General features: G+C 65.0%; 21 protein-coding genes. 17 read left to right on the top strand and 4 right to left on the bottom strand.

Going from position 1 to position 20,324, the window contains the following annotated elements; translation table 11 throughout:
- Positions 1-9: 9 nt before the first annotated feature.
- Positions 10-1,278 (top strand): SGNH/GDSL hydrolase family protein, encoded by a 1,269-nt coding sequence (locus AC1D1Y_RS09460; protein ID WP_477682105.1) that lies wholly within the window; start codon positions 10-12, stop codon positions 1,276-1,278.
- On the opposite strand, the gene AC1D1Y_RS09465 is transcribed toward AC1D1Y_RS09460, so the two are convergent.
- Positions 1,275-1,997 (bottom strand): GntR family transcriptional regulator, encoded by a 723-nt coding sequence (locus AC1D1Y_RS09465; RefSeq protein WP_411880947.1) that lies wholly within the window; start codon positions 1,995-1,997, stop codon positions 1,275-1,277. The genes AC1D1Y_RS09460 and AC1D1Y_RS09465 overlap by 4 nt on opposite strands.
- A 73-nt stretch (positions 1,998-2,070) precedes the next feature.
- Here AC1D1Y_RS09465 and AC1D1Y_RS09470 point away from each other — a divergent pair, with 73 nt between their 5' ends.
- Genes AC1D1Y_RS09470 through AC1D1Y_RS09485 form a run of 4 tightly spaced genes read left to right on the top strand, consistent with a single transcriptional unit; the run spans position 2,071 to position 5,634 of the window.
- A complete protein-coding gene (locus AC1D1Y_RS09470) occupies positions 2,071-3,486 on the top strand; it encodes a Rieske 2Fe-2S domain-containing protein (protein ID WP_477682106.1) in 1,416 nt (471 codons plus the stop codon).
- Positions 3,483-4,964 carry a glutamine synthetase family protein gene (locus AC1D1Y_RS09475; protein WP_477682107.1) on the top strand — a complete coding sequence of 494 codons (1,482 nt, stop codon included), beginning with the start codon at positions 3,483-3,485 and terminating at the stop codon, positions 4,962-4,964. The genes AC1D1Y_RS09470 and AC1D1Y_RS09475 overlap by 4 nt, the downstream gene beginning before the upstream one ends.
- Before the next feature lie 26 nt (positions 4,965-4,990).
- Positions 4,991-5,314 carry a 2Fe-2S iron-sulfur cluster-binding protein gene (locus tag AC1D1Y_RS09480; RefSeq protein WP_477654626.1) on the top strand — a complete coding sequence of 108 codons (324 nt, stop codon included), beginning with the start codon at positions 4,991-4,993 and terminating at the stop codon, positions 5,312-5,314.
- 17 nt (positions 5,315-5,331) lie between these two features.
- Positions 5,332-5,634, top strand: a complete 303-nt coding sequence (locus tag AC1D1Y_RS09485; RefSeq protein ID WP_477675457.1) for an antibiotic biosynthesis monooxygenase family protein — start codon at positions 5,332-5,334, stop codon at positions 5,632-5,634.
- 70 nt (positions 5,635-5,704) lie between these two features.
- Here AC1D1Y_RS09485 and AC1D1Y_RS09490 read toward each other — a convergent pair whose 3' ends face one another.
- The gene (locus AC1D1Y_RS09490; protein WP_477654624.1) at positions 5,705-6,148 is read right to left on the bottom strand and encodes a MarR family winged helix-turn-helix transcriptional regulator; all 444 of its coding nucleotides are present in this window, start codon (positions 6,146-6,148) and stop codon (positions 5,705-5,707) included.
- Between the two features lie 138 nt (positions 6,149-6,286).
- On the opposite strand from AC1D1Y_RS09490, the gene AC1D1Y_RS09495 reads away from it, so the two are divergent.
- The 11 genes from AC1D1Y_RS09495 (at position 6,287) to AC1D1Y_RS09545 (ending at position 17,812) form a co-directional block, all read left to right on the top strand.
- Positions 6,287-7,486, top strand: coding sequence for a 3-hydroxybenzoate 6-monooxygenase (locus AC1D1Y_RS09495; protein WP_477682108.1), 1,200 nt, complete (start codon positions 6,287-6,289; stop codon positions 7,484-7,486).
- 55 nt (positions 7,487-7,541) lie between these two features.
- Positions 7,542-8,480, top strand: a complete 939-nt coding sequence (locus AC1D1Y_RS09500; RefSeq protein WP_477682126.1) for a Bug family tripartite tricarboxylate transporter substrate binding protein — start codon at positions 7,542-7,544, stop codon at positions 8,478-8,480.
- A gap of 15 nt (positions 8,481-8,495) precedes the next feature.
- Positions 8,496-9,890 carry an FAD-dependent oxidoreductase gene (locus AC1D1Y_RS09505; RefSeq protein WP_477682109.1) on the top strand — a complete coding sequence of 465 codons (1,395 nt, stop codon included), beginning with the start codon at positions 8,496-8,498 and terminating at the stop codon, positions 9,888-9,890.
- Positions 9,891-9,910: 20 nt separating this feature from the next.
- Positions 9,911-11,005 carry a gentisate 1,2-dioxygenase gene (gtdA, locus tag AC1D1Y_RS09510; RefSeq protein WP_477682110.1) on the top strand — a complete coding sequence of 365 codons (1,095 nt, stop codon included), beginning with the start codon at positions 9,911-9,913 and terminating at the stop codon, positions 11,003-11,005.
- Complete coding sequence (locus AC1D1Y_RS09515) at positions 11,002-11,697, top strand: fumarylacetoacetate hydrolase family protein (protein ID WP_477682111.1); 696 nt, start codon at positions 11,002-11,004, stop codon at positions 11,695-11,697. Before gtdA ends, AC1D1Y_RS09515 begins: the two co-directional genes overlap by 4 nt.
- Before the next feature lie 254 nt (positions 11,698-11,951).
- Entirely contained in the window at positions 11,952-12,461 is a 510-nt protein-coding gene (locus AC1D1Y_RS09520) for a TRAP transporter small permease (RefSeq protein WP_477682112.1), read from the top strand.
- Positions 12,458-13,777, top strand: coding sequence for a TRAP transporter large permease (locus AC1D1Y_RS09525; protein WP_477682113.1), 1,320 nt, complete (start codon positions 12,458-12,460; stop codon positions 13,775-13,777). Before AC1D1Y_RS09520 ends, AC1D1Y_RS09525 begins: the two co-directional genes overlap by 4 nt.
- Positions 13,778-13,845: 68 nt before the next feature.
- A complete protein-coding gene (locus AC1D1Y_RS09530; protein ID WP_477654616.1) occupies positions 13,846-14,898 on the top strand; it encodes a TRAP transporter substrate-binding protein in 1,053 nt (350 codons plus the stop codon).
- Positions 14,899-15,124: 226 nt separating this feature from the next.
- Positions 15,125-16,087, top strand: a complete 963-nt coding sequence (locus tag AC1D1Y_RS09535) for an MBL fold metallo-hydrolase (protein ID WP_477682114.1) — start codon at positions 15,125-15,127, stop codon at positions 16,085-16,087.
- A 57-nt stretch (positions 16,088-16,144) separates the two neighbouring features.
- Positions 16,145-16,699, top strand: coding sequence for an NUDIX hydrolase (locus AC1D1Y_RS09540; RefSeq protein ID WP_477654614.1), 555 nt, complete (start codon positions 16,145-16,147; stop codon positions 16,697-16,699).
- Between the two features lie 129 nt (positions 16,700-16,828).
- Entirely contained in the window at positions 16,829-17,812 is a 984-nt protein-coding gene (locus tag AC1D1Y_RS09545; RefSeq protein WP_477682115.1) for a recombination-associated protein RdgC, read from the top strand.
- Here the strand turns inward: AC1D1Y_RS09545 and AC1D1Y_RS09550 are convergent.
- The gene (locus AC1D1Y_RS09550; RefSeq protein WP_477682116.1) at positions 17,809-18,591 is read right to left on the bottom strand and encodes an aldolase; all 783 of its coding nucleotides are present in this window, start codon (positions 18,589-18,591) and stop codon (positions 17,809-17,811) included. The genes AC1D1Y_RS09545 and AC1D1Y_RS09550 overlap by 4 nt on opposite strands.
- Before the next feature lie 33 nt (positions 18,592-18,624).
- Positions 18,625-19,326, bottom strand: a complete 702-nt coding sequence (locus AC1D1Y_RS09555; protein ID WP_477682117.1) for an HAD-IA family hydrolase — start codon at positions 19,324-19,326, stop codon at positions 18,625-18,627.
- 82 nt (positions 19,327-19,408) lie between these two features.
- Between AC1D1Y_RS09555 and AC1D1Y_RS09560 the strand changes: the two genes are divergently transcribed.
- Positions 19,409-20,257, top strand: a complete 849-nt coding sequence (locus AC1D1Y_RS09560) for a LysR family transcriptional regulator (protein WP_477682118.1) — start codon at positions 19,409-19,411, stop codon at positions 20,255-20,257.
- Positions 20,258-20,324: the final 67 nt, after the last annotated feature.

Here is a 20,324-nt window from a genome sequence, read left to right on the forward strand (position 1 = left end):
GCCGCCACCATGAACATCTTCCTGAAATTCCGCGCCCTTCTATCCACCCTTTGCCTCACGCTGCTGTGCGCCGCCTGGCTTCCACAGGCGCAAGCGGCCGACGGCAACTGGGTCCCCGCCTGGACGGCCAGCCCCCAGCCCGTCTGGGCCGGTGACTTTGTCCTGCCGCTGGGCCTTCCGGCCAGCCTGCGCGACCAGACGGTGCGCCAGGTCGTGCGCGCCGGCGTGGGCGGCTCGCGCGTACGCATCGTGCTGTCCAACGAGTACGGCACCCAGCCCTTGCAGATTGGTGCAGCCCGCATCGCGGCGGCAGGCGACGCGGCAGGCAGCACCAGCGGACCCAGCCTGGCCTTGACCTTTGGCGGCCAGACCACAGCCACCGTGCCGGCAGGCGCGCCCCTCGTGAGCGACCCGATCGCCATGGGTGTCGCACCGCTGCAGCGCCTGGCCGTCAGCCTCTACTTTCCGCAGGCAACGCCCCTCACGACGATCCATTGGGACGGCCTGCAACCCGCGCAGGTCGCGGCGGGCAATGCGGCCGGCGCGGCAAGCGTCAAAGCTGACAGCGTGGTGAACAGCCGCCTCTTCCTGAGCGCGGTGCTGGTGGAAGCCGCGCCCGGCACACGCAGCGTGGTGGCTTTTGGCGATTCCATCACCGACGGCGCGGCCTCCACACCGGGTACGGACCAGCGCTGGCCGGATTTCCTGGCGCGCCGCCTGGCCGGCCGGAACGTGGCCGTGCTCAATGCCGGCATCTCGGGCGGGCGGGTGCTTAAAAACCATATGGGCCCCAATGCACTGGCGCGCTTCGAGCGCGACGTGCTGGGCCAGCCAGGCATCGCCAGCGTGGTGCTGCTGATGGGCATCAACGACATCAGTTGGCCCGGCAGTACGCTTGAACCGCAAGAGCCGGCCACACAGGCCGAGGCCCTGATCGCCGGCTACCGCCAGCTGATCACCCGCGCGCGCAACCGCGGCGTGCGCATCGTCGGCGCCACCTTGACGCCCTTCGAAGGCGCACTGACCATGCAGGGCTCACCGATCACGAACTATTACAGCCCAGCGAAAGATGCGCTGCGCCAGCGCATCAATGCATGGATACGCGCCAGCGGCGAATTCGATGCGGTACTGGATTTCGACGCGGTGGCGCGCGACCCGCAAAACCCGCTCAGGATATTGCCGGCCTATGACTCGGGCGACCACCTGCACCTGGGCGATGCCGGCAACAAGGCTGTGGCCGATGCCGTGGACTTGAAGTTGCTGCTGGGCGAGCGCTAACCCCCGACCACCAGGCGCAAGCCCGGCATCAGGCTCTGGGTTTCAGCGCGCCGCTCCAGCGCCATGCGCATATTCATCTGCGCCACCTCGGTGTGCTCCACCGCCAGGGCCTGGGCGCGCGCGCCCTCACCGGCCTTGAGCGCTGCGAACAGCATGTGGTGCTGGCGGTGCGCGTAGTGCATCCAGTCGCGGTCCTGCTCCAGCGTGGACTGCATGGGCAGCATGGCCGAGGCGGAGGCAAAGGGCAGTTTGTCGTTGAGTTCGATGGCGCGCTGCAAGGCGCGGTTGCCGCTGGCCTCCAGGATCAGCGCGTGGAAGCGGTCGTTCATGGCGGCATAGGCGGCGTAGTTCTCATAGCCCAGCGGGTTGGCCGCCAGCGCGCGGTCACCTTCATCGAGGCAGGACTGCAGATCGAGCTGCAGCTGGCGCGACACGCCGTGTTCAGCCACCAGGCGCGCCGCCATGCCTTCCAGGTGGCCGCGCACCGCGATCGCGTCGGCCACTTCGCGCGGCGTGAACTGGCGCACCAGGTATTTGCCGGTGTCGTTGGCCTCGACCAGCCCCTCCTGCTCCAGTGTGACCAGCGCGGCCCGCACCGGCGTGCGCGAAGCGCCCAGGCGCTCGGCCAGTTGCTGCTCGGCCAGGCGCTGGCCGGGCTCGAACTCGCCACGCAGGATCAGGTCCCGCAACTGCATCAAAACGGTTTCTTGCAAGTTCATGGCGGTGAATGTACACTGAATTTTAAATTTGGGATACCGTTTCAAGGTTTATCCTGCACCACAAGGCCCACGCATGAATGCCGAACAAAACGAACTGCTGACCCGCATCACTGCCGGCACCCCCTGCGGCCGGCTGCTGCGCCAATACTGGCAGCCCGCGGCGCTGGTCGACGAGTTCAACCCGGCGTTGGACCCGCGCATGGACATCCGCCCGGTCAAGGCCTTGAAGCTGTTCGGCCAGGACCTCGTGCTGTTCAAGGACGCCTCGGGCGCCTGGGGCCTGCTGGACCGCGACTGCGCCCACCGCGGCGCCGACCTGTCTTTCGGACGGCGCGAAAGCCTGGAACAAGGCGGCGGCCTGCGCTGCCCTTTTCACGGCTGGAAATTCGCCACCGACGGCCGCTGCCTCGAAACACCGGCCGAGCCCACCGGCAGCAAACTGTGCGAGCGCATACGCCAGCGCAGCTACCCGGTCGTTGAAAAAGCCGGCGTGCTGTTTGCCTGGCTGGGCGACGAAGGCAGCACACCGCCGCCCTTCCCCGCGTTCGACTGCTTCACCGCGCCGGCCACGCACAGCTTTGCCTTCAAGGGCCTGTGGAACGCCAACTGGCTGCAGGCCTTCGAGGTGGGCATAGACCCGGCGCACCCGTCGTTCCTGCACCGCTTTTTGCAGGACAACCCGCTGGACGAAATCGGCCAGAACCCGGCCGGCAAACAGTTCCGCAGCGCCAGCGCCGGCAGCAAGGACGGCGAACAGTGGCCGATGACGCGCATCATGCGCGAGTTCGCCCAGCCCGACATCAGCTTCGAGAACAAGCCCTGGGGCATGCAGCTGACCGCGCTGCGCGCCATGACCGACAAACTGACCCACGTGCGCGTGACCAACGCCATCTTCCCGGCGACCTTTGTGATCCCGCTGTCGGAGACCATGACCATCACCCAGATGCACGTACCGGTGGACGACACCAACACCTACTGGTACACCTTCTTCACGAGCTTCGCCGGCCCGCTGGACCGCGAAAGCATGCGCGCGCAGCGCCAGCAGTTCATCGCGCTGCCCGACTACATCCCCAAGGCCGGCCGCCATAACGGCTGGGGCTTCAATGCCGAAGAACAGATGAGCAGCACCTACCTGGGCATGGGCGAGGAAGACATCAATGTGCACGACCAGTGGGCCGTGGAAAGCATGGGCGCGATCCAGGACCGCACGCGCGAGCACCTGGCCACCTCCGACAAGGTCATCATGGCGAACCGGCGCGTGCTGCTGAAAGCGATCGAGACCGTGCAAAACGGCGGCGTGGCGCCCGGCATCGCCGACCCCGCGCAGGCCGCGATGATCACCGGCCCCGACACGGTGGACGGGATTGCGCCGGCAGGCGAGTGGGCCCAATGGTGGCAGAGCGCGGCCCGCGCCAAACGCGAGGCGGCGCCCTGGCTGGAGACGGGGACCACTTCGTCCACTCCCGCCGACACCGCAACACCATCATGAGCTTCGCGGCGCAATGCGGCGTAAACGACGCCGCGAGGCAGGCCGCGCAGGCCGAAGCCGTGCGGCGCATCGAGGCGGGCGGCCTGGAGTTGGTGCGCTTCGCCTGGTGCGACCTGCACGGCATGCTGCGCGGCAAGACGCTGGTGGCGGCCGCCGCGGCGCAGGCCATGGCAGACGGCGTGGGCATGGTGAGCACGCTGCTGCTCAAGGACACGGCCGATCGCACCGCCTACAAGGTGTTCGAGGCCGGCGGCGCGGCCGGCTTGCCGGGCTTTGAATTCGGCGGCAATGTGATGCTGCTGGCCGACCCTGCCAGCCTGAAAGAATTGCCCTGGGTGGAGAAAACCGGCTGGCTGCAGTGCCAGCCCTGGTTTCCCGATGGCAGCCCGGTAGAACTAGACACGCGCCGGGTGCTGCAGAACGCGCTGGCAAAGCTGGCGCAAGCCGGCTACGGCATGAAGTGCGGGCTGGAGATCGAGTTCCATATTTACCGCATCACCGAGGGCGGACTGCAGCCCCAGCTGGACCCGGAACTGGCCGGCTGGCCCGGCCTGCCGCCCGAGGTGGGCATGATCCATCCCGGCTACCACCTGCTATCCGAGCAGTGGGCGGACATGGCCGAGGAGCCGCTGCGCATCGTGCAGCGCACGGCGCAGGCGCTGGGCCTGCCCTTGCTGTCGCTGGAAATCGAACTCGGCCCCAGCCAGGTCGAGGCGGTGTTCGAGGCCAGCGACGCGCTGGCGGCCGCCGACAACATGGTGCTGTTTCGCAGCGCGGTCAAGCAGGCGCTGCGGCGCGCCGGCTACCACGCGACCTTTATGTGCCGGCCGCCCTTTCCGAACATCATGTCCAGCGGCTGGCATCTGCACCAGTCGCTGGTGGACCTGGCAAGCGGCACCAACTTGTTCAAGCGCACCAACCCCGCGGCCGGCACGACGCCGTCGGACGCCCAGTACACGCTCTCGGAAACCGGCGAACATTACCTGGCAGGACTGCTTGCGCATGCGCGCGGCATGACGGCTTTCTGCACGCCCACCATCAACGGCTTCGGGCGCTTTCGGCCCAACGCGCTGGCGCCGCAATCGATTTTGTGGGGCCGCGACAACCGCGGTGCCATGCTGCGGGTGGTCGGCCAGTGCAACGACAACAGCACGCGCATCGAAAACCGCCTGGGCGAGCCCGCCGCCAATCCCTACCTCTACCTGGCCTCGCAAATCCACGCCGGGCTGGACGGCATCGCACGCCGCCTCAAGGCCCCGCCGGCCACCGACGCGCCCTATGGCGGCGGCGCCGACAAAATTCCCACCAGCCTGGGCGAAGCGCTGGAGGCGCTCCAAGCGGACGTCGTACTGGCGGCCGCCTTCGGCGATACTTTCGTCGGCCACCTCACCCACATCAAACAGGCCGAAATCGCCCGCCATGCCGACGCCGAGGACAAGGACGACTGGCAAAGGCGCGAATACTTCAGCCGCATCTGACGGCCCAACAGGCCACCGCACACTTCATGATCACCCTTCATTTCATCGCGGCCGACGGCCGCGCCACCTCGGCGCAAGGAAAACCCGGCAAAAGCCTGATGGAAGCCGCCGTGGCGGCCGGCATTGAGGGCATCGCCGCCGACTGCGGCGGGCTGTTGACCTGCGCCACCTGCCACGTGCATGTGCGGGAGCCCTACGCGTCCAGCCTGCCGCCGCCCGACGGTGAGGAGCTGGGCATGCTGGAATTCACCGCCGCGCCGCGCAGTCCCGCCAGCCGCCTGAGCTGCCAGATCAAGCTCACGCCCGCGCTCGACGGATTGACGGTAGAGTTGCCGGTCACCCAGTATTAACAAGGACAGGAAGCTTCATGATTCTCGAACTCGCCGACATCCGCATCCACCCCGGCCAGCAGGCCGCTTTTGACGAAGCCATACAGCGCGGCCTCCGCGAAGTGATTTCCAAGGCCAAGGGCTTCCAGGGTTTCAAGGTCAACAAAGGCATTGAAAGCCCTGAGCGCTACATCCTGCAGATTTTCTGGGATACGCTGGAAAACCACACCGTCGACTTCCGCCAGTCGCCGGCCTTCGCCGACTGGCGCGCCATCGTCGGGCCGTTTTTCGCCGGCGCGCCCACGGTGGAACATTTCGACCTGGTCGCCAAATCGGCCTGAGGTTTGGTCGGACTCCATAAAAAACGGGGCTTGAAGCCCCGTTTTTTATGGTCCACAGCCTGGTCGCCGCCTACCTGCCGTCGTTCTCGTGGCCGGTCACCAGCTTGGCCAGCAGCTGGTTCAGCTGCACCCGCTCGTTCTCGTCCAGCGGGGCCAGGATGCGCTGCTGGGTCTTGCCGACAGCGCGCTTCATCTGCAGCGCGACTTTTTCGCCTTCGGGCGTGGTCCACAGCAGCTTGCGGCGCTTGTCGGACGGGTCGGCCTCGCGCTTGACCCAGCCCTTGGCTTCCAGCCGGCCTATCACCGAACCGAAGGTGGCCGGGTCAAAAGCGACGCGGCCCGACAGCGTGATCTGGTCTTCGCCGGGGTCGTCCATCAAGGCGTTCAGGATGGCAAACTGCACCGGTGTGGCGTCAAAACCGGCCGTTTCCTCCATGAAGATCGCCACCGCGAGCTGCTGCGCGCGGCGGATCAGGTGTCCCGGGGCTTCGCTGAAATTAAAAGTTTTTGCCATGTGCGGAGTTTAACGGCCAGCTTTGCAATTCAGGGTATCTACCAGGGTGGTTTATTAATAAGTATACTTATCATCAAGGCACTGAAGCCCGATTCCCCATCTGTTTCCCCAGCTCCCACCTTACCCATCCTCTCACATATGGCACAAACATCCCCACTCCCTCTCCTCATTTCGGGCGGCGGCATTGGCGGGCTGGCCGCGGCCATGGTGCTGGCCCAGGACGGCCACCGCGTGACCTTGTTCGAGCAGGCTGCGAGCTTCGGCGAAATCGGCGCCGGCATCCAGTTGGGCCCGAACATCTTCCGCATGTTCGACTACCTGGGCCTGACCGAAGCCATCAACCGCGTGGCCTTCTTCCCTCCCGGCCTGGGCATGAACGACGTGCGCACCGGCGAAAAAGTCGTGCGTGTACCGCTGGGCGACCTGGCCCGGGCGACCTACGGCTTCCCCTATGGCGTGATTTACCGCGCCGACCTGCACCAGGTCTTCCTGGACGCCTGCCGCGCGCAGCCCAACGTCACCCTGCGCACCAGTGCCAAGGTGGAATCCTTTGACCAGTCGGCGGACGGCGTGACGGTGCGGCTCGAAGGCGGCGAAACCGTTGAAGGCAGCGCGCTGATAGGTGCCGACGGCATGTGGAGCCGCATCCGCGAAGCCGTGGTCGGTGACGGCAAGCCCCGCGTCTCGGGCCATATCGCCTACCGCGCGGTGCTCAAGCGCGAGGACGTGCCGGCCCATTTGTGGAACGACGACGTGCTGCTCTGGGGCGGCGAAAAAACCCACCTGGTGCACTACCCGCTGCGCCGCGGCGAGCTGTTCAACCTGGTCGCCGTGTTCCACAGCAACAAATACGACGAAGGCTGGAACACCTTCGGCGACACCGCCGAGCTCAACGAGCGCTTCGCCGACGCCTGCCCGCAGGTCAAGGAACTGCTGGGCAAGATCGAAACCTGGAAGATGTGGGTGCTGTGCGACCGCGAGCCGGTGAAAAACTGGACCGACAGGCGCGTGACGCTGCTGGGCGACGCGGCCCACCCCATGCTGCAGTACCTGGCCCAGGGCGCCGGCCAAGCCATCGAGGACGCGGTGGTCATGCGCGAGGCGCTGCGCCATACCCGCGGCGACGTGCCCAAGGCCTTCCAGAAATACCAGCAGGCCCGCTACCTGCGCACCGGCCGCGTGCAGCTGACGGCGCGTTTTTATGGTGATATTTACCATGCGGCCGGCGTGCAGCGCGAACTTCGCAACCAGATGTTCCAGAGCGGCACCGAAAGCGCGGGCTTCGCGGGCCTGAAGTGGATGTACGACGGAATCGAGCCGTCAAAACTGTTCCAATGACGGTTTTATAGCTCCAGGGACTGTGATGAAGCGTTTTTCCATCGTGTTTTCGGCCATGTTTTTAGCCGTCTGTGCGCAATCCGCCGCTGCAGCTGACCCTGCCACCTGGCCAACAAAACCGGTGCGCATCCTCGTGGGCTTTCCCGGCGGCTCCACGCCCGACATGGCGGCCCGCACCCTGGCTGAACCGCTGAGCCGCGCGCTCGGCCAGCCGGTGGTCATCGAGAACAAACCCGGCGCATCGGGCAACATCGCGGCCGACCAGGTCGCCAAGGCCACCGACGACCATACCCTGGGTGTCGTGATCAACGGCAACCTGACCTCGGCCAAGCTGCTTTACCCCAAGCTGCCTTACGACCCGGCGAAAGACTTCACGCCCATCTCGCTGCTGGCCACCGCGCCGCTGGTGCTGGTGGCACCCGCGAACGAGCCCAGCGGCGCTGAATTTTTCGCGGCCGCGCGCCAGGGCGGCAGCCGCTGGAACTACGGCTCGGTCGGCAACGGCTCGGTTGCCCACCTGGGCATGGAGCTGCTCAAAAGCCGCGTGCCCGGCCTCACCCCCGTGCACGTGCCTTTTGCCGGCAACCCGCAGGTGGTCACGGCCATGCTGGGCGGCCAGATCCAGATGGCGCTGATCCCGCCGGGTGTGGCCATGCCGCATGTGCGCTCGGGCAAGCTCAAGGCCATTGGACTGGCCGGCGGGCGCTCTTCGCTGGTGCCCGAAGTGCCGCCGCTGGCCGATGCCAGCGTGGCCAATGTCAACCTTGAAGTCTGGACGGCGCTGATAGGCCCAGCGGGCTTGTCCAAGGCCGCGCAGGCGCGCCTCGCACAGGAAGTGCCGCGCATCATTCGCGATGCCGACACGCGGCAAAAGCTCTTCAACCAGGGCTGGCAGGCCGTAGGTACCTCGCCCGAGGGCCTGAAAAGCCGAGTGAAAGACGAGGCAGCGATCCTGGGCAACATCATCCAGACACGCGGCATCAAGCTTGAATAAGGAGTTGAAAAACCCATGACCTCCATCACCGAACCCGCACGCAGCCTGCCCGTTTACGGGGAGTTCGACGTCGTCGTCGTGGGCGGCGGGCCGGCTGGCCTGGCCGCCAGCGTCAGCGCCGCCCAGCACGGCGCGCGCACCCTGCTGGTGGAGCGCTACGGGTTCCTCGGCGGTATGGGCACGGCCGGCGGCGTGACCAATTTCGCGGGCCTTTACGGCCGCAAGAATGGCCAGATGCGGCAGGTGGTGCGCGGCGTCGCCGACGACCTGCTGCAGCGCATTGACGCGCTGGGCGGCCTTAACGCGCCGCAAGACGGCATGCAGGGCCGCATCCGCGTGCGCTCCTATGACGTGTCGGCCTATAAGTGCGCGGCCGACCAATTGCTGCTAGCCGCCGGCGTACACATCCTCTTCCATGCCTGGGCCGCGGCCGTGGTGATGGAAGGCGATCGCATCGGCGCCCTGGTGGTGGAAACCAAATCCGGCCGCCAGGCCATACGCGCTGCGCGTTTTATCGACTGCTCGGGCGACGCCGACGTGGCGAACTTCGCGGGTGTGCCTTTCGAGCTCGGCGATGGGCACGGCAGCGCGCTGTTCCCCTCGACGATGTTCCGCGTCGGCCATGTCGATGCGCCGCGCGCGCTGGCCGCCGTGGGCGAGTTCAAGGCCATCAACACCCTGATGGCCGAGAGCCAGGCGCGGCACCCTGGCCGCTACAAATTCCCGCGCGAGGGCGCGATTCTTCGCCCGCAGAAGAACCCCAGCGAATGGCGCGCCAACGTCACGCAGATCCGCAACGCCCAGGGCACAGCCATGGACGCCACCGACGCGCGACAGCTCAGCGAAGGCGAACTCGAAGGCCGGCGGCAGATCACCGAATACTTCCGCTTCCTGCGCGATGAAGTACCGGGCTTCGCGGAGTCCGCCATCGTGGACATCGCGCCCCAGGTCGGCATACGCGAAACGCGCCGCATCCGGGGCTTGTATGCGTTGAGCGGCGAAGACATCCTCTCATCAGCCCGCTTTGACGACGCCATCGGCGTCAACGCCTGGCCGATGGAACTGCATGCCGACGGACGCATCGACTGGAAATTTCCGCGCAATGTGGACGCACCCAAGGGCAGTGCCTACAACGAACTGCCCTGGCGCATGCTGGTGCCCCAAGGTGTTGCCAACCTGCTGGTGGCCGGGCGCTGCGCCTCGATGACGCATGAAGGCCAGTCGGCCGCGCGCGCCAGCGGCGGCTGTTTTGTGATGGGCCAGGCAGCGGGCACGGCGGCGGCCATGCCAGACGCGCGCCGGGCTTTTGCCGACACCGACGTGAAGCAGCTGCAGCAGTTGCTCGCGCGAGACGGTGTGTATTTTGATAACGACAAAGACAACGACGACGACGGCGACGGCGATCTTTAACCAAAGAGACTGGATACCCCATGGACATGACGCCCCCTCCCGCCCACGGCCAGCCCGCGGTGCCCAACGGCGCCGCGCGCAAGGCTTTTTATGACGCGATTTCAGCGCACAGCATGACGCCGCTCTGGGAAGTGCTGCACGCGCTGGTGCCGCCATCGCCCAGCACGCCCTGCCAGCCGGCGCTGTGGAAGTACGCCGACGTGCACCCCTTCCTGATGCAGTCGGGCCAGCTGATCACCGCCGAAGAAGCGGTGCGCCGCGTGCTGATCCTGGAAAACCCCGGCCTGCGCGGGCAGTCCTGCATCACACAATCGCTGTACGCGGGCCTGCAGGTCATCATGCCCGGCGAAATCGCGCCCAGCCACCGCCACACGCAAAGCGCGCTGCGCTTTGTCGTCGAAGGCCACGGCGCCTTCACCGCCGTCGACGGCGAGCGCACGCTGATGAAACCCGGCGACTTCATCATCACGCCCAGTTGGACCTGGCACGACCACGGCCATGAAGGCCGCGTCGAATCCGACACGCCGGTGGTCTGGCTGGATGGCCTGGACATCCCCATGCTGCGTTTTTTCGACGCGGGCTTTGCCGAAAACGGCGGCGCCAAACAGCAGGAGGTCACCAAACCCCTGGGCATCAGCAGCCACCGCTACGGCGCCAACATGCTGCCGATGCGCTACGACGCGCCCTTCGGCCAGACCTCGCCCATCTTCAGCTACCCCTACGAGCGCACGCGCGAAACCCTGCACCAGCTGGAAACCCATGCCGACGTCGACGCCTGGGACGGCGTCAAGCTGCGCTATGTGAACCCGGCCACCGGCGGCTCGCCCATGCCGACCATGGCAACCTTCATGCAGCGCCTGCCGGCGGGTTTTGCCGGCAAGCCCTGGCGCCAGACCGACGGCGCGGTGTTCAGCGTGGTCGAGGGCTCGGGCACCGTTCACATCGAGCGCAACGGCGAAACCCAGGTTTTCGAGTTCGGCCCGCGCGACCATTTTGTGATTCCGTCGTGGCACACTGCGCAATTGCGTTCAGCGCAGGGTTGTGTGCTGTTCAGTTTTTCAGACCGCCCGGTGCACCAAGCCCTGGGCATACACAGAGAAGAAAGGTTGTCATGAGTTTTGTCATCACCCCACCCGCCACGGTGTCCGTCCCCGTCACCGGCACGAAAGAGCGGTTTCCGGTTCACCGCATTTACTGCGTGGGCCGCAACTACGAAGAGCACGCCAAGGAAATGGGCTTCACCGGCCGCGAGCCGCCCTTCTTCTTCCTGAAGCCCGCCGACGCCATCGTCGCGGTGGATGCCGGCGGCACCGGCACCATCCCCTATCCCAGCCTGACGAAAAACCTGCACCATGAGATCGAGCTGGTGGTGGCGATCGGCACGGGCGGCAAAAACATCAAGGCCGCCGATGCGCACAAGCACATCTACGGTTACGCCGTGGGCCTGGACATGACGCGCCGCGACCTGCAGGGCGAGATGAAAAAACAGGGCCGCCCCTGGTGCATCGGCAAGGCCTACGACCACTCAGCACCCATCGGCCCCATCACGCCCGTGGCCCAGGCCGGCGACGTGAACAACGCCGAGCTGTATATCCAGGTGAACGGCACGGATCGCCAGCGCAGCAATGTCTCCAAGCTGATCTGGAACATCGCCGAAACCATAGAGCACCTGTCGGCCGCCTGGGAACTGCAGCCCGGCGACCTGATTTACACCGGCACGCCTGAAGGCGTGGCGGCGGTGGTCTCGGGCGACACCATGGTCGGCAGCGTGGCCGGCCTGGGCACGCTGACCGTCAAGGTCGCGTAAGTCCATAAAGCTCCATGCCCTCGCCCTCACGCAGGCGGGAATGCGGCATGGACAAGGACAACCGGCCGCCCTGCGCGGCCGTTTTTCATGGGCGGACGGTTTGCGCGATGAACGCGCATCTGTTTTAATCACCGCGCAAATACCCGGGCAGCCTCGGGGTAACCCACCTGCCCGGATCAAGCCGCAGTTCTGATAATCGGCCATGCGGTTTGGGGGACTCCCCGAGACCCAAGTTCGCTTTCCGGAGATCCTTCTTGAAAATCCTGCAGTCCCTCGCGAAACTCTGCGCCGTGCTGGCCGGCGTGCTGCTCACGGCCATCACGCTGATGACCTGCGCCAGCCTGATAGGCCGCAACCTGCTCGGCGCCACCCTGGTCGGCGACTTTGAACTCACCGGCGTGGTCACCGGCGCGGCCATCGCGCTTTTCATGCCTTTTTGCCAGATCCAGCGCGGCAACATCATCGTGGACTTTTTCACGGCCAAACTCAGCCGGACGTCCAACGACAGGCTGGACCGCTTCGGTGCACTGCTGCTGGGCCTGATCTTCGGCCTGCTGGCCTGGCGGACCGTGCTGGGAGGCCTCAACTCCTACAACACGCATTCGGAAACCCAGATCCTGGGCTTCCCGGAATGGACGGTGTACGCCACCATGGTCCCGCCCTTTGTGCTGACCTGCGTGATCGGTATTTACCAATCCGTGTTCGGCTTCGGCGATGCCCATGAGCCGCACAATCCGCTGGACGAGCTGGAGGCGCACGTATGAGCTCCATCACGCTCGCCCTGATCATTTTCGGCATCATGCTGGTCTTCATGGCCGTGCGCGTGCCCATCGCGATCGCCATGTTCGCCGCGGGCGCCATCGGCTACGTGATGCAGACCGGCTGGGGGCCGTTTTCCAGCTTCCTCAACACCCAGGCCTTCGCGCGCTTCGCCAGCTACGACCTGTCGGTGATCCCGCTTTTCATCCTGATGGGGCATTTCGCGACGCAGGGCGGCATCAGCCGAGCCCTCTTCGGTTTCGCGGCGGGTGTGATGGGCGGCTTCAAGGGTGGTCTGGCCATGGCGTCGGTTCTCGCGTGCGCGGCCTTCGGCGCCATCTGCGGCTCTTCCGTGGCCACAGCCGCCACCATCACCGGCGTGGCGCTGCCCGAGATGAAACGCCACGGCTACTCGGGCCGCCTTTCCACGGGCACACTGGCGGCCGGCGGCACGCTGGGCATTTTGATCCCGCCCTCTGTGCCGCTGGTGATTTACGCCATCCTCACCGAGCAGAACATCGCCAAGCTGTTTGCCGCGGCCATGGTGCCGGGCATCATCGCGATGTTCGGCTACATGGTGGCCATCGCCATCTATGTGCGGCTGGTGCCCGGACAGGCGCCCGAAGTGGACAATGACAGGCCGCCCATGACGCTGGCCTCCTTGCTGGGAATACTGCCCATCGCCATCATCTTCGTGATCGTCTTCGGCGGCATCTACGGTGGTTTGTTCACACCCACCGAAGGCGCGGCCGTGGGCGCGGCCGCCACCTTCGTGGCGGCCCTGCTCAAGCGCGAAATCACCTGGGCCAAGTTCAAGCTGTGTTTTTATGCCACGGCGGAAAGCTCGGCCATGATCTTTTTGATCTTCATAGGCGCCGACCTGATGAACTCCGCACTGGCCCTGACGCAGGTGCCCAACCAGCTCGCCGGCGTGGTCGGCGGCTGGGGCTTGTCGCCGCTGATGGTCGTCACGGCCATCCTGCTGTTCTACGTGGTGCTGGGTGCCGTGATGGACGAGTTGTCCATGCTGCTGCTGACGATTCCCATCTTTTTTCCCATGGTGATGGGCCTGGACTTCGGCATGGCCAAGGAGTCCACCGCGATCTGGTTCGGCATCATGGTGCTGATGACCGTCGGTTTCGGCATGCTGGCGCCGCCGGTGGGGCTGAACGTCTATGTGGTCAACGGGCTGGCCAAGGACGTGCCCATCAGCGAAAGCTACAAAGGCGTCATGCCCTTCCTGATCAGTGACACCATCCGCACCACCCTGCTGCTGCTGTTCCCGGGCATATCGCTGTGGCTGGTGAAATACATCAGCTAGGGCTTTCACCGCTTCCCAAACCCATCCGCCTGCCTTAAGTTATCGACATTGCCTACAGGAGACACGCCATGATTCAAAGACGAACCCTTCTTAAAACCGGCGCCGCCGCCGCGCTGGGCGCACCGGCGCTGTCGGGCCTGGCCCAGCAGGCCGTGACCCTGAAGTTCCACACCTTCATGTCGCCCTCGTCCAACGTCTGGCTGGGCATGCACAAACCCTGGATGGAGAAGGTCGAGAAAGAATCCGGCGGCCGCATCAAGTTCGAAGGCTATCCGGCCATGCAGCTGGGCGGCACGCCCGTGCAGCTCTACGACCAGGCCAAGGACGGCGTTGTCGACGTGGTGTGGACGCTGCCCGGCAACACCGCCGGCCGCTTCCCCCGCATCGAAGTGTTTGAATTGCCTTTCATCATGTCCAATGCCGAAGCGACTTCCAAGGCCTATTGGGAATACGTGCAGACGATGGCACCCGATGAATTCAAGGACACCCAGGTGCTGGCGTTGCAGGTGCACGGCCCCGGCGTGATCCACACGGTCGACAAGCCCGTCAAGTCGATTGCCGACATGCGCGGCCTCAAGCTGCGCGCGCCCACCCGCCAGGTCACCAAGCTCATGGGTGTGCTGGGCGCCACGCCAGTGGGCATGCCGCTGCCGCAGATTCCCGACGCGCTGAGCAAGGGGACCATCACCGGCTGCGTGATTCCCTGGGAAGTCGTGCCTTCGGTCAAAGTCAACGAGCTCACCAAGTTCCATGCCGAGTTCGACCCCGCTGGCGGCAGCCTCTACACCACCACCTTTGTGATGGCGATGAACAAGGCCAAGTACAACTCGCTGGCGCCGGACCTCAAGAAGGTGATCGACAACAACTCCGGCATGGCCACCTCGGCCTGGATGGGCAAGGTGCAGCAGGGCAACGACGTCCCCGGCCGCAAGACCGCCAGCGACCGCGGCAACACGATCTACACCGTGAGTGCAGCCGAAGCCCAGGAGTTCCGCCGCAAGTCACGCACGGTGGAAGTCGAATGGGTGGAAGACATGAACAAGAAGGGCTTTGACGGCAAGAAGCTGCTCGACACGGCGCGCGGCCTGATCGAAAAGCACACCAAGACGACCAAGGCCTGACCCCAGGCCGCGACAAGACAAAAACCGGGCCGAGGCCCGGTTTTTTCGTTTCAGCGCCCGAGCCAAGCCATTAACAGCAGTCGGCCGCCCCGAGGATGCCTTCTGCGAGTTGCCCATCCGCGAGCAGGGGATTGCCCAAAGCAGCGCGCAAAAAACTCGCCCAGCGCCTACATTCACACGCGCTCCGACATCATTCACAACACAGCAACAACACAAGGGGAACTCCATGTCGCGTCCTTTCACTTTCAAGCACCTCGCCCTCAGCGTCCTGCTGGCCGGCACCGCGCTCAGCGCCTCCGCCGCCGGCCCCATGGTCAAGACCCAGGCCCCGGGCTATTACCGCGTCATGCTCGGCGACTTTGAGGTCACCGCGCTGTCGGACGGCACCGTCAAGCTGCCCGTCAAAGACCTGCTGACCCGCACCACCCCCGCCAAGGTCGATGCGGCTCTGAAGCGAGCCTTCCTGCCCGACCAGGTGGAAACCTCGGTCAATGCCTACCTCATCAACACCGGCAGCAAGCTGGTGCTGATAGACACCGGCGCCGCCGGCCTGTTCGGGCCCACGCTGGGCAGCCTGCAGGCCAACCTCAAGGCAGCCGGCTACCAGCCCGAGCAGGTCGATGAGATCTACATCACCCATATGCACCCCGACCATGTGGGTGGCCTGGTGACAGCTGGCGCCGTTGCTTTCCCCAACGCCATCGTGCGCGTGGACAAGGCCGACGCCGACTTCTGGCTGGACGAAGCCAAAATGAAGGCCGCACCCAAAGAATCGCAGGGTTTCTTCCAGGGCGCGATGGCCTCGATCAAACCTTACGCCGCGGCCGGCAAGCTCAAGCCATTTGAGGGCCGCACCGAACTCGTGCCCGGCATCAGCGCCCAACCTTCGCACGGCCACACCGCAGGCCACAGCGTGTATGTGGTGGAAAGCAAGGGCGAGAAGCTGGTGCTGTGGGGCGACTTGATGCACGTTGCCGCCGTCCAGTTCGACGACCCCGCCGTCACCATCAAATTCGACAGCGACTCGGCCCCGGCCGCCAAAGAGCGCGCGCTGGCCTATGCCGCCGCGGCAAAGGGCGGCTACCTGGTCGGCTCCGCCCACATCGCCTTCCCGGGCCTGGGCCATGTGCGCAAGGCCACGGGAAAGTCCTATACCTGGGTGCCACTCAACTACTCGTCCCTCAAGTAAGCAGAAGCCCCCGAGGGCGGTTACGGTGCGCTATTGCGGAGCCGCTACACTCATCCGATGCACCGCCTTCCCCTGAAACACTGCCGTGTCTGCGGCACCGCCGTGGCCTACAGGTTACCGGACGACGGCGATACCAAAGAGCGTGCGGTCTGCCCGGCCTGCAACACCGTCCACTATGAAAACCCGCTCAACGTGGTCGGCACCGTGCCCGCCTGGGGCGAGGACGGCGCGCAAGTGCTGCTCTGCAAACGTAACATCGAGCCGCGCTGGGGCAAGTGGACGCTGCCCGCGGGTTTCATGGAACTTGGCGAAACTACCGCTGGGGGCGCGGCCCGCGAGACCGACGAAGAAGCCGGCGCCCAATTTGAAATGCTGGGCCTCTTCACCGTGATGAATGTGGTGAGCGTCGGGCAGGTGCATTTGTACTACCGGGCACGCCTGCTCAGCAATGAATTCAACCCGGGCCATGAAACCCTGGAAGCCCGGCTGTTCACCGAAGCCGAGATCCCCTGGGACGAGATTGCCTTCAAGACCGTCAAGGAAACCCTGGAACACTATTTTGAGGACAGGCGCAAGGGCGCCTTCGGCATCCATACGCTTGATATCACATAAAGACCGGCCGCCCGCGCGGCAGTCCCCGGTAGAATTTCCCGCATAGCAGCGAATCCCACAAAGGCCTTCGTTTGCGGCCGGCCTCAAGGCCAGTCTCTTTTCTCCTTCCCCAACACCTCCCCGGAATCCATGTTCAATACCGCGATCTTTTTCCGCATTGCCGATGATTTTGTGTTGCCGCCTCTGGAGGCCCTAGAAGAAATTTTCCAGTCGCACCGTTTTGTGCCCTGCGGTGCGACCGAGCCGGAATCCAGCGGCTGGGTGCCGCCCCGCGGCAACAAAAGCACCGTGCTGCTCGAAAGTGTCGGCCGCTCGCTGATCGCCCGCCTGTGCACGGAGCGCCGGCCCGTGCCGTCCTCAGCCGTCAAGGCCGCGGTGGATGAGCGCATTGAAAAATACAAGGAAGAAACTGGCCGCGAGCGCGTGGGCGCCAAGATCAAAAAGGAGTTCAAGCAGGAAGTCATGTTGGACCTTCTGCCGCGCGCCTTCACCAAACGCTCTACCACCACGCTGTGGATAGACCCGGTGAACAAATTCCTGGTGGTCGATTCCGGCAACCTCACGGGCGCCGACAAGGTCATCAGCTACCTGGTGGAGGCGCTCAGCGAACTCCCCGGCGCCCTGCCCGGCCTCAAGGCCAGCCCCATCCAGACGCAGATGTCGGCCGCCGCTGCCATGTCCCACTGGCTGTCGACCCGCGAAGCACCTTACAACTTTACGGTGGACCGCGACTGCGAACTCAAGACGCCCGATGACCAGAAGGCAACGGTCCGCTATTCACGCCATACCCTGGAGATCGACGAAGTGGCTCAGCACATCGCAGCCGGCAAGGTGCCCACGCAGCTTGCCATGACCTGGAACGAGCGCGTGTCTTTTGTACTCACCGAAACCGCACAGCTCAAAAAACTCAAGCTGCTCGACGTGGTGCTGGACGGCGTGCAGGAAAGCGGCAAGGACGACGATGGTTTTGACACCGACGCGGCCATCATCACCGGCGAGTTGTCTTCGCTGATCCCCGATGTGCTGGATGCGTTGGGTGGTGAACTCGGCGACGGCGAGGCCGACGCCGGGCAGGCCGAAGCGCCGGCGGAACTCGCGCCCGAGCCGGCCTAAAACCGCACGCCGTCTTCCTTCAGCAGGCGGAGCATGCTGTCGAGGTGCGCCCGCGCACTCGCGGGATCGCCCACCCGCATCTGTTCGTAGGCGCGCTGCGCCACCTCATGCGGAATGCCACGCAGCGGTCGCCCCGTGCTCATCGCCTTGATCTGGACTTCAGCGGCGCGTTCAAGATAATACAGATCGTCCCAGGCTTCGGCGATGGTGGGGCCCGTCACGATCACGCCGTGGTTCTTGAGGAACACTACATCCGCATCACCCAAGGTCGCGCTGATCCGGTCACCCTCGGAGTTGTCCAGCGCCAGGCCGTTGTAGTGCTCGTCCACGGCGACACGCCCGTAGAACTTCAGGGCGGTTTGGCCCAGCCACAAAAGAGGCGGGCCTTCCAGCATGCTGAGCGCGGTGGCGTTGGGCATGTGGGTGTGAAAGGCGACGCGGACACGCGGCTGCAAGCGGTGCAAGCGCGCATGGATAAAAAACGCGGTCGCTTCGGGCTGCCCCTCGCCGTCCAGCACGTTGCCGTCAAAATCACAGACCAGCAGGCGCGACGCGGTGATTTCCCGGAAGGCGTAACCATAGGGGTTCACGAAGAACAGGTCGTCGTGGCCCGGCACCAGCGCGGAAAAGTGATTGCAGATACCTTCTTCAAGGCCGAACCTGGCCGCGAGCTGAAAGCAGGCGGCAAGCTCCATGCGGGTTTGCCGGACGGCGTTGGAAGCCAGGTCCACGCGCCGGCCCTTCGCCGCCGGCGCTGCCACTGAGAGGGTATGGGCCATTTCAATATTTCCTTCGTGTTGAGCAGTTTGCAGTTACCAGCCAAGCTTGCGAAACAGGCCCGGCACTTCATCCAGCGTGGCCAGTGTTGCATCGGGCGTGTAGTCCGGCAAGGGGGCCCTGGCGCCGCGGTCTATCCACACGCAGCGAAAACCGATGTCGCGCGCGGCCGCGTGGTCCAGATGGGGGCTCGCGCAGATGTGCACGATGTCGTCCTTGCCCACACCGAGTTCGGCATGGGCGTAGTCGAACAGCCGCCTGGCCGGTTTGTAGGCGCCGGCTTGCTGGGCCGTGATGACGCGGTCTATGGTGCCGCCCAGCTGCGCCACATTGCCGGCAATGATGTCGTCGTCGGTGTTGGACACGATGCACAGCTTGAAGCCTAGCCCCTTCAACCGCCTCAGCGTGGCGACGACTTCGGGAAACGGCGGCATCGCGCCTATGCCGTCCGTCAGGATGCGGCCGTCTTCAGCGTCGCTGCGCAAGCCCAACGCCTCCAGCGCCATGCGTAGCGACTGCCCGGAGACCTCGCGAAACGAACGGTGCGGTTTCTCCTGTTCGAGCTGGTGCTCGAAGCGGTCGTGCAAGGCGATCAGGCTTGCCGGAGCGACGTCGGGCGAGCCCTTGAGCCGGAGGATTTTCCGGACCGCCGCCCGCAGGCCTTCGTCCCACTGGATCAGGGTGCCGTAGCAATCAAAGGTCAGCCAGTCCGGCCTGGATGTGTTTTCAAGTGTCATGCCGGGAACTGTGCAATTCTCATCAGATATTTGCAAATTAAATTATCATTTCAATATCAGTTGATTTATAAATAAGAAATCCATGCTGGACCTCGAACTCCTCAAAACCCTGGTCTGCGTCGTCGACGAGCGCAGCTTCACGCGGGCGGCCGAGCGCGTGCACCGCACCCAGTCCACCGTGAGCCAGCAAATCAGCAAGCTCGAAGAAAACGTTGGCCGCGCCTTGCTGGTTCGCGACAGGACGGGCAAACGCGTCAGCCCGACCGAACATGGGGAGATACTCGCGGCCTATGCACGCCGCCTGCTCGCCCTGGCACAGGAAGCGGAAGACGTCCTGTCGGCGCCCACGGTGCTGACGCCGGTTCGCATCGGTGTGCCGGAAGACTTCAACGCGCAGCGTATGTCTGCGATGCTGTCGGACTTCCTGGCCCTCCATCCCGGCGTGCGGCTGGACACCGTGAGCGGCATGAGCACGGACCTGCACCACAAACTGCATCAGGGCGAAATCGACATCGCGCTGGTCAAACGGGAACCCGGTAGCGGCGAGTGCATCGCCTCATGGCCCGAGTCCCTGGTATGGGTCGCGGGCGCGGCCGCCATCCACAAGGAGGAAGATGTGCCGCTGGCGGTGTTTCCTCAAGGCTGCGTCTACCGGCAACGCGCCATTCGGGCGCTGGACAAAATCGGAAGACGCTGGCGCGTCGTGTTCGGCAGCCACAGTCTCACCGGCATCCAGGCGGCCGTCGCGTCGGGCCTGGGCATCACCGTGCTGCCCACAACGGCCGTCTTGCCGGAGCATCGCGCGCTGGATGAGGCAGATGGGTTTCCGCCGCTTCCTCCCACCGAGCTGGCCTTGATCTCGTCCCCCATGCCCCTCAACACCGCGCAACGCCAGCTGGTCACATTTCTTGCCGATTCAGTCGGCAGATAGGCAGCCCCGGCGCTCAGGGTTTTCCGGGGGATTGAAAACACGCAAGGGCGGCGCTAACTGGTCAAAC

This window comes from Polaromonas sp. P1_G1, from assembly GCF_056405595.1.

Bases quoted from the DNA above. Each gene is read 5' to 3' on its own strand.
- AC1D1Y_RS09460 (WP_477682105.1), top strand. From the start codon at position 10: ATGAACATCTTCCTGAAATTCCGCGCCCTTCTATCCACCCTTTGCCTC.
- AC1D1Y_RS09465 (WP_411880947.1), bottom strand. From the start codon at position 1,997: ATGAACTTGCAAGAAACCGTTTTGATGCAGTTGCGGGACCTGATCCTG.
- AC1D1Y_RS09470 (WP_477682106.1), top strand. From the start codon at position 2,071: ATGAATGCCGAACAAAACGAACTGCTGACCCGCATCACTGCCGGCACC.
- AC1D1Y_RS09475 (WP_477682107.1), top strand. From the start codon at position 3,483: ATGAGCTTCGCGGCGCAATGCGGCGTAAACGACGCCGCGAGGCAGGCC.
- AC1D1Y_RS09480 (WP_477654626.1), top strand. From the start codon at position 4,991: ATGATCACCCTTCATTTCATCGCGGCCGACGGCCGCGCCACCTCGGCG.
- AC1D1Y_RS09485 (WP_477675457.1), top strand. From the start codon at position 5,332: ATGATTCTCGAACTCGCCGACATCCGCATCCACCCCGGCCAGCAGGCC.
- AC1D1Y_RS09490 (WP_477654624.1), bottom strand. From the start codon at position 6,148: ATGGCAAAAACTTTTAATTTCAGCGAAGCCCCGGGACACCTGATCCGC.
- AC1D1Y_RS09495 (WP_477682108.1), top strand. From the start codon at position 6,287: ATGGCACAAACATCCCCACTCCCTCTCCTCATTTCGGGCGGCGGCATT.
- AC1D1Y_RS09500 (WP_477682126.1), top strand. From the start codon at position 7,542: ATGTTTTTAGCCGTCTGTGCGCAATCCGCCGCTGCAGCTGACCCTGCC.
- AC1D1Y_RS09505 (WP_477682109.1), top strand. From the start codon at position 8,496: ATGACCTCCATCACCGAACCCGCACGCAGCCTGCCCGTTTACGGGGAG.
- gtdA (WP_477682110.1), top strand. From the start codon at position 9,911: ATGGACATGACGCCCCCTCCCGCCCACGGCCAGCCCGCGGTGCCCAAC.
- AC1D1Y_RS09515 (WP_477682111.1), top strand. From the start codon at position 11,002: ATGAGTTTTGTCATCACCCCACCCGCCACGGTGTCCGTCCCCGTCACC.
- AC1D1Y_RS09525 (WP_477682113.1), top strand. From the start codon at position 12,458: ATGAGCTCCATCACGCTCGCCCTGATCATTTTCGGCATCATGCTGGTC.
- AC1D1Y_RS09530 (WP_477654616.1), top strand. From the start codon at position 13,846: ATGATTCAAAGACGAACCCTTCTTAAAACCGGCGCCGCCGCCGCGCTG.
- AC1D1Y_RS09535 (WP_477682114.1), top strand. From the start codon at position 15,125: ATGTCGCGTCCTTTCACTTTCAAGCACCTCGCCCTCAGCGTCCTGCTG.
- AC1D1Y_RS09540 (WP_477654614.1), top strand. From the start codon at position 16,145: ATGCACCGCCTTCCCCTGAAACACTGCCGTGTCTGCGGCACCGCCGTG.
- AC1D1Y_RS09545 (WP_477682115.1), top strand. From the start codon at position 16,829: ATGTTCAATACCGCGATCTTTTTCCGCATTGCCGATGATTTTGTGTTG.
- AC1D1Y_RS09550 (WP_477682116.1), bottom strand. From the start codon at position 18,591: ATGGCCCATACCCTCTCAGTGGCAGCGCCGGCGGCGAAGGGCCGGCGC.
- AC1D1Y_RS09555 (WP_477682117.1), bottom strand. From the start codon at position 19,326: ATGACACTTGAAAACACATCCAGGCCGGACTGGCTGACCTTTGATTGC.
- AC1D1Y_RS09560 (WP_477682118.1), top strand. From the start codon at position 19,409: ATGCTGGACCTCGAACTCCTCAAAACCCTGGTCTGCGTCGTCGACGAG.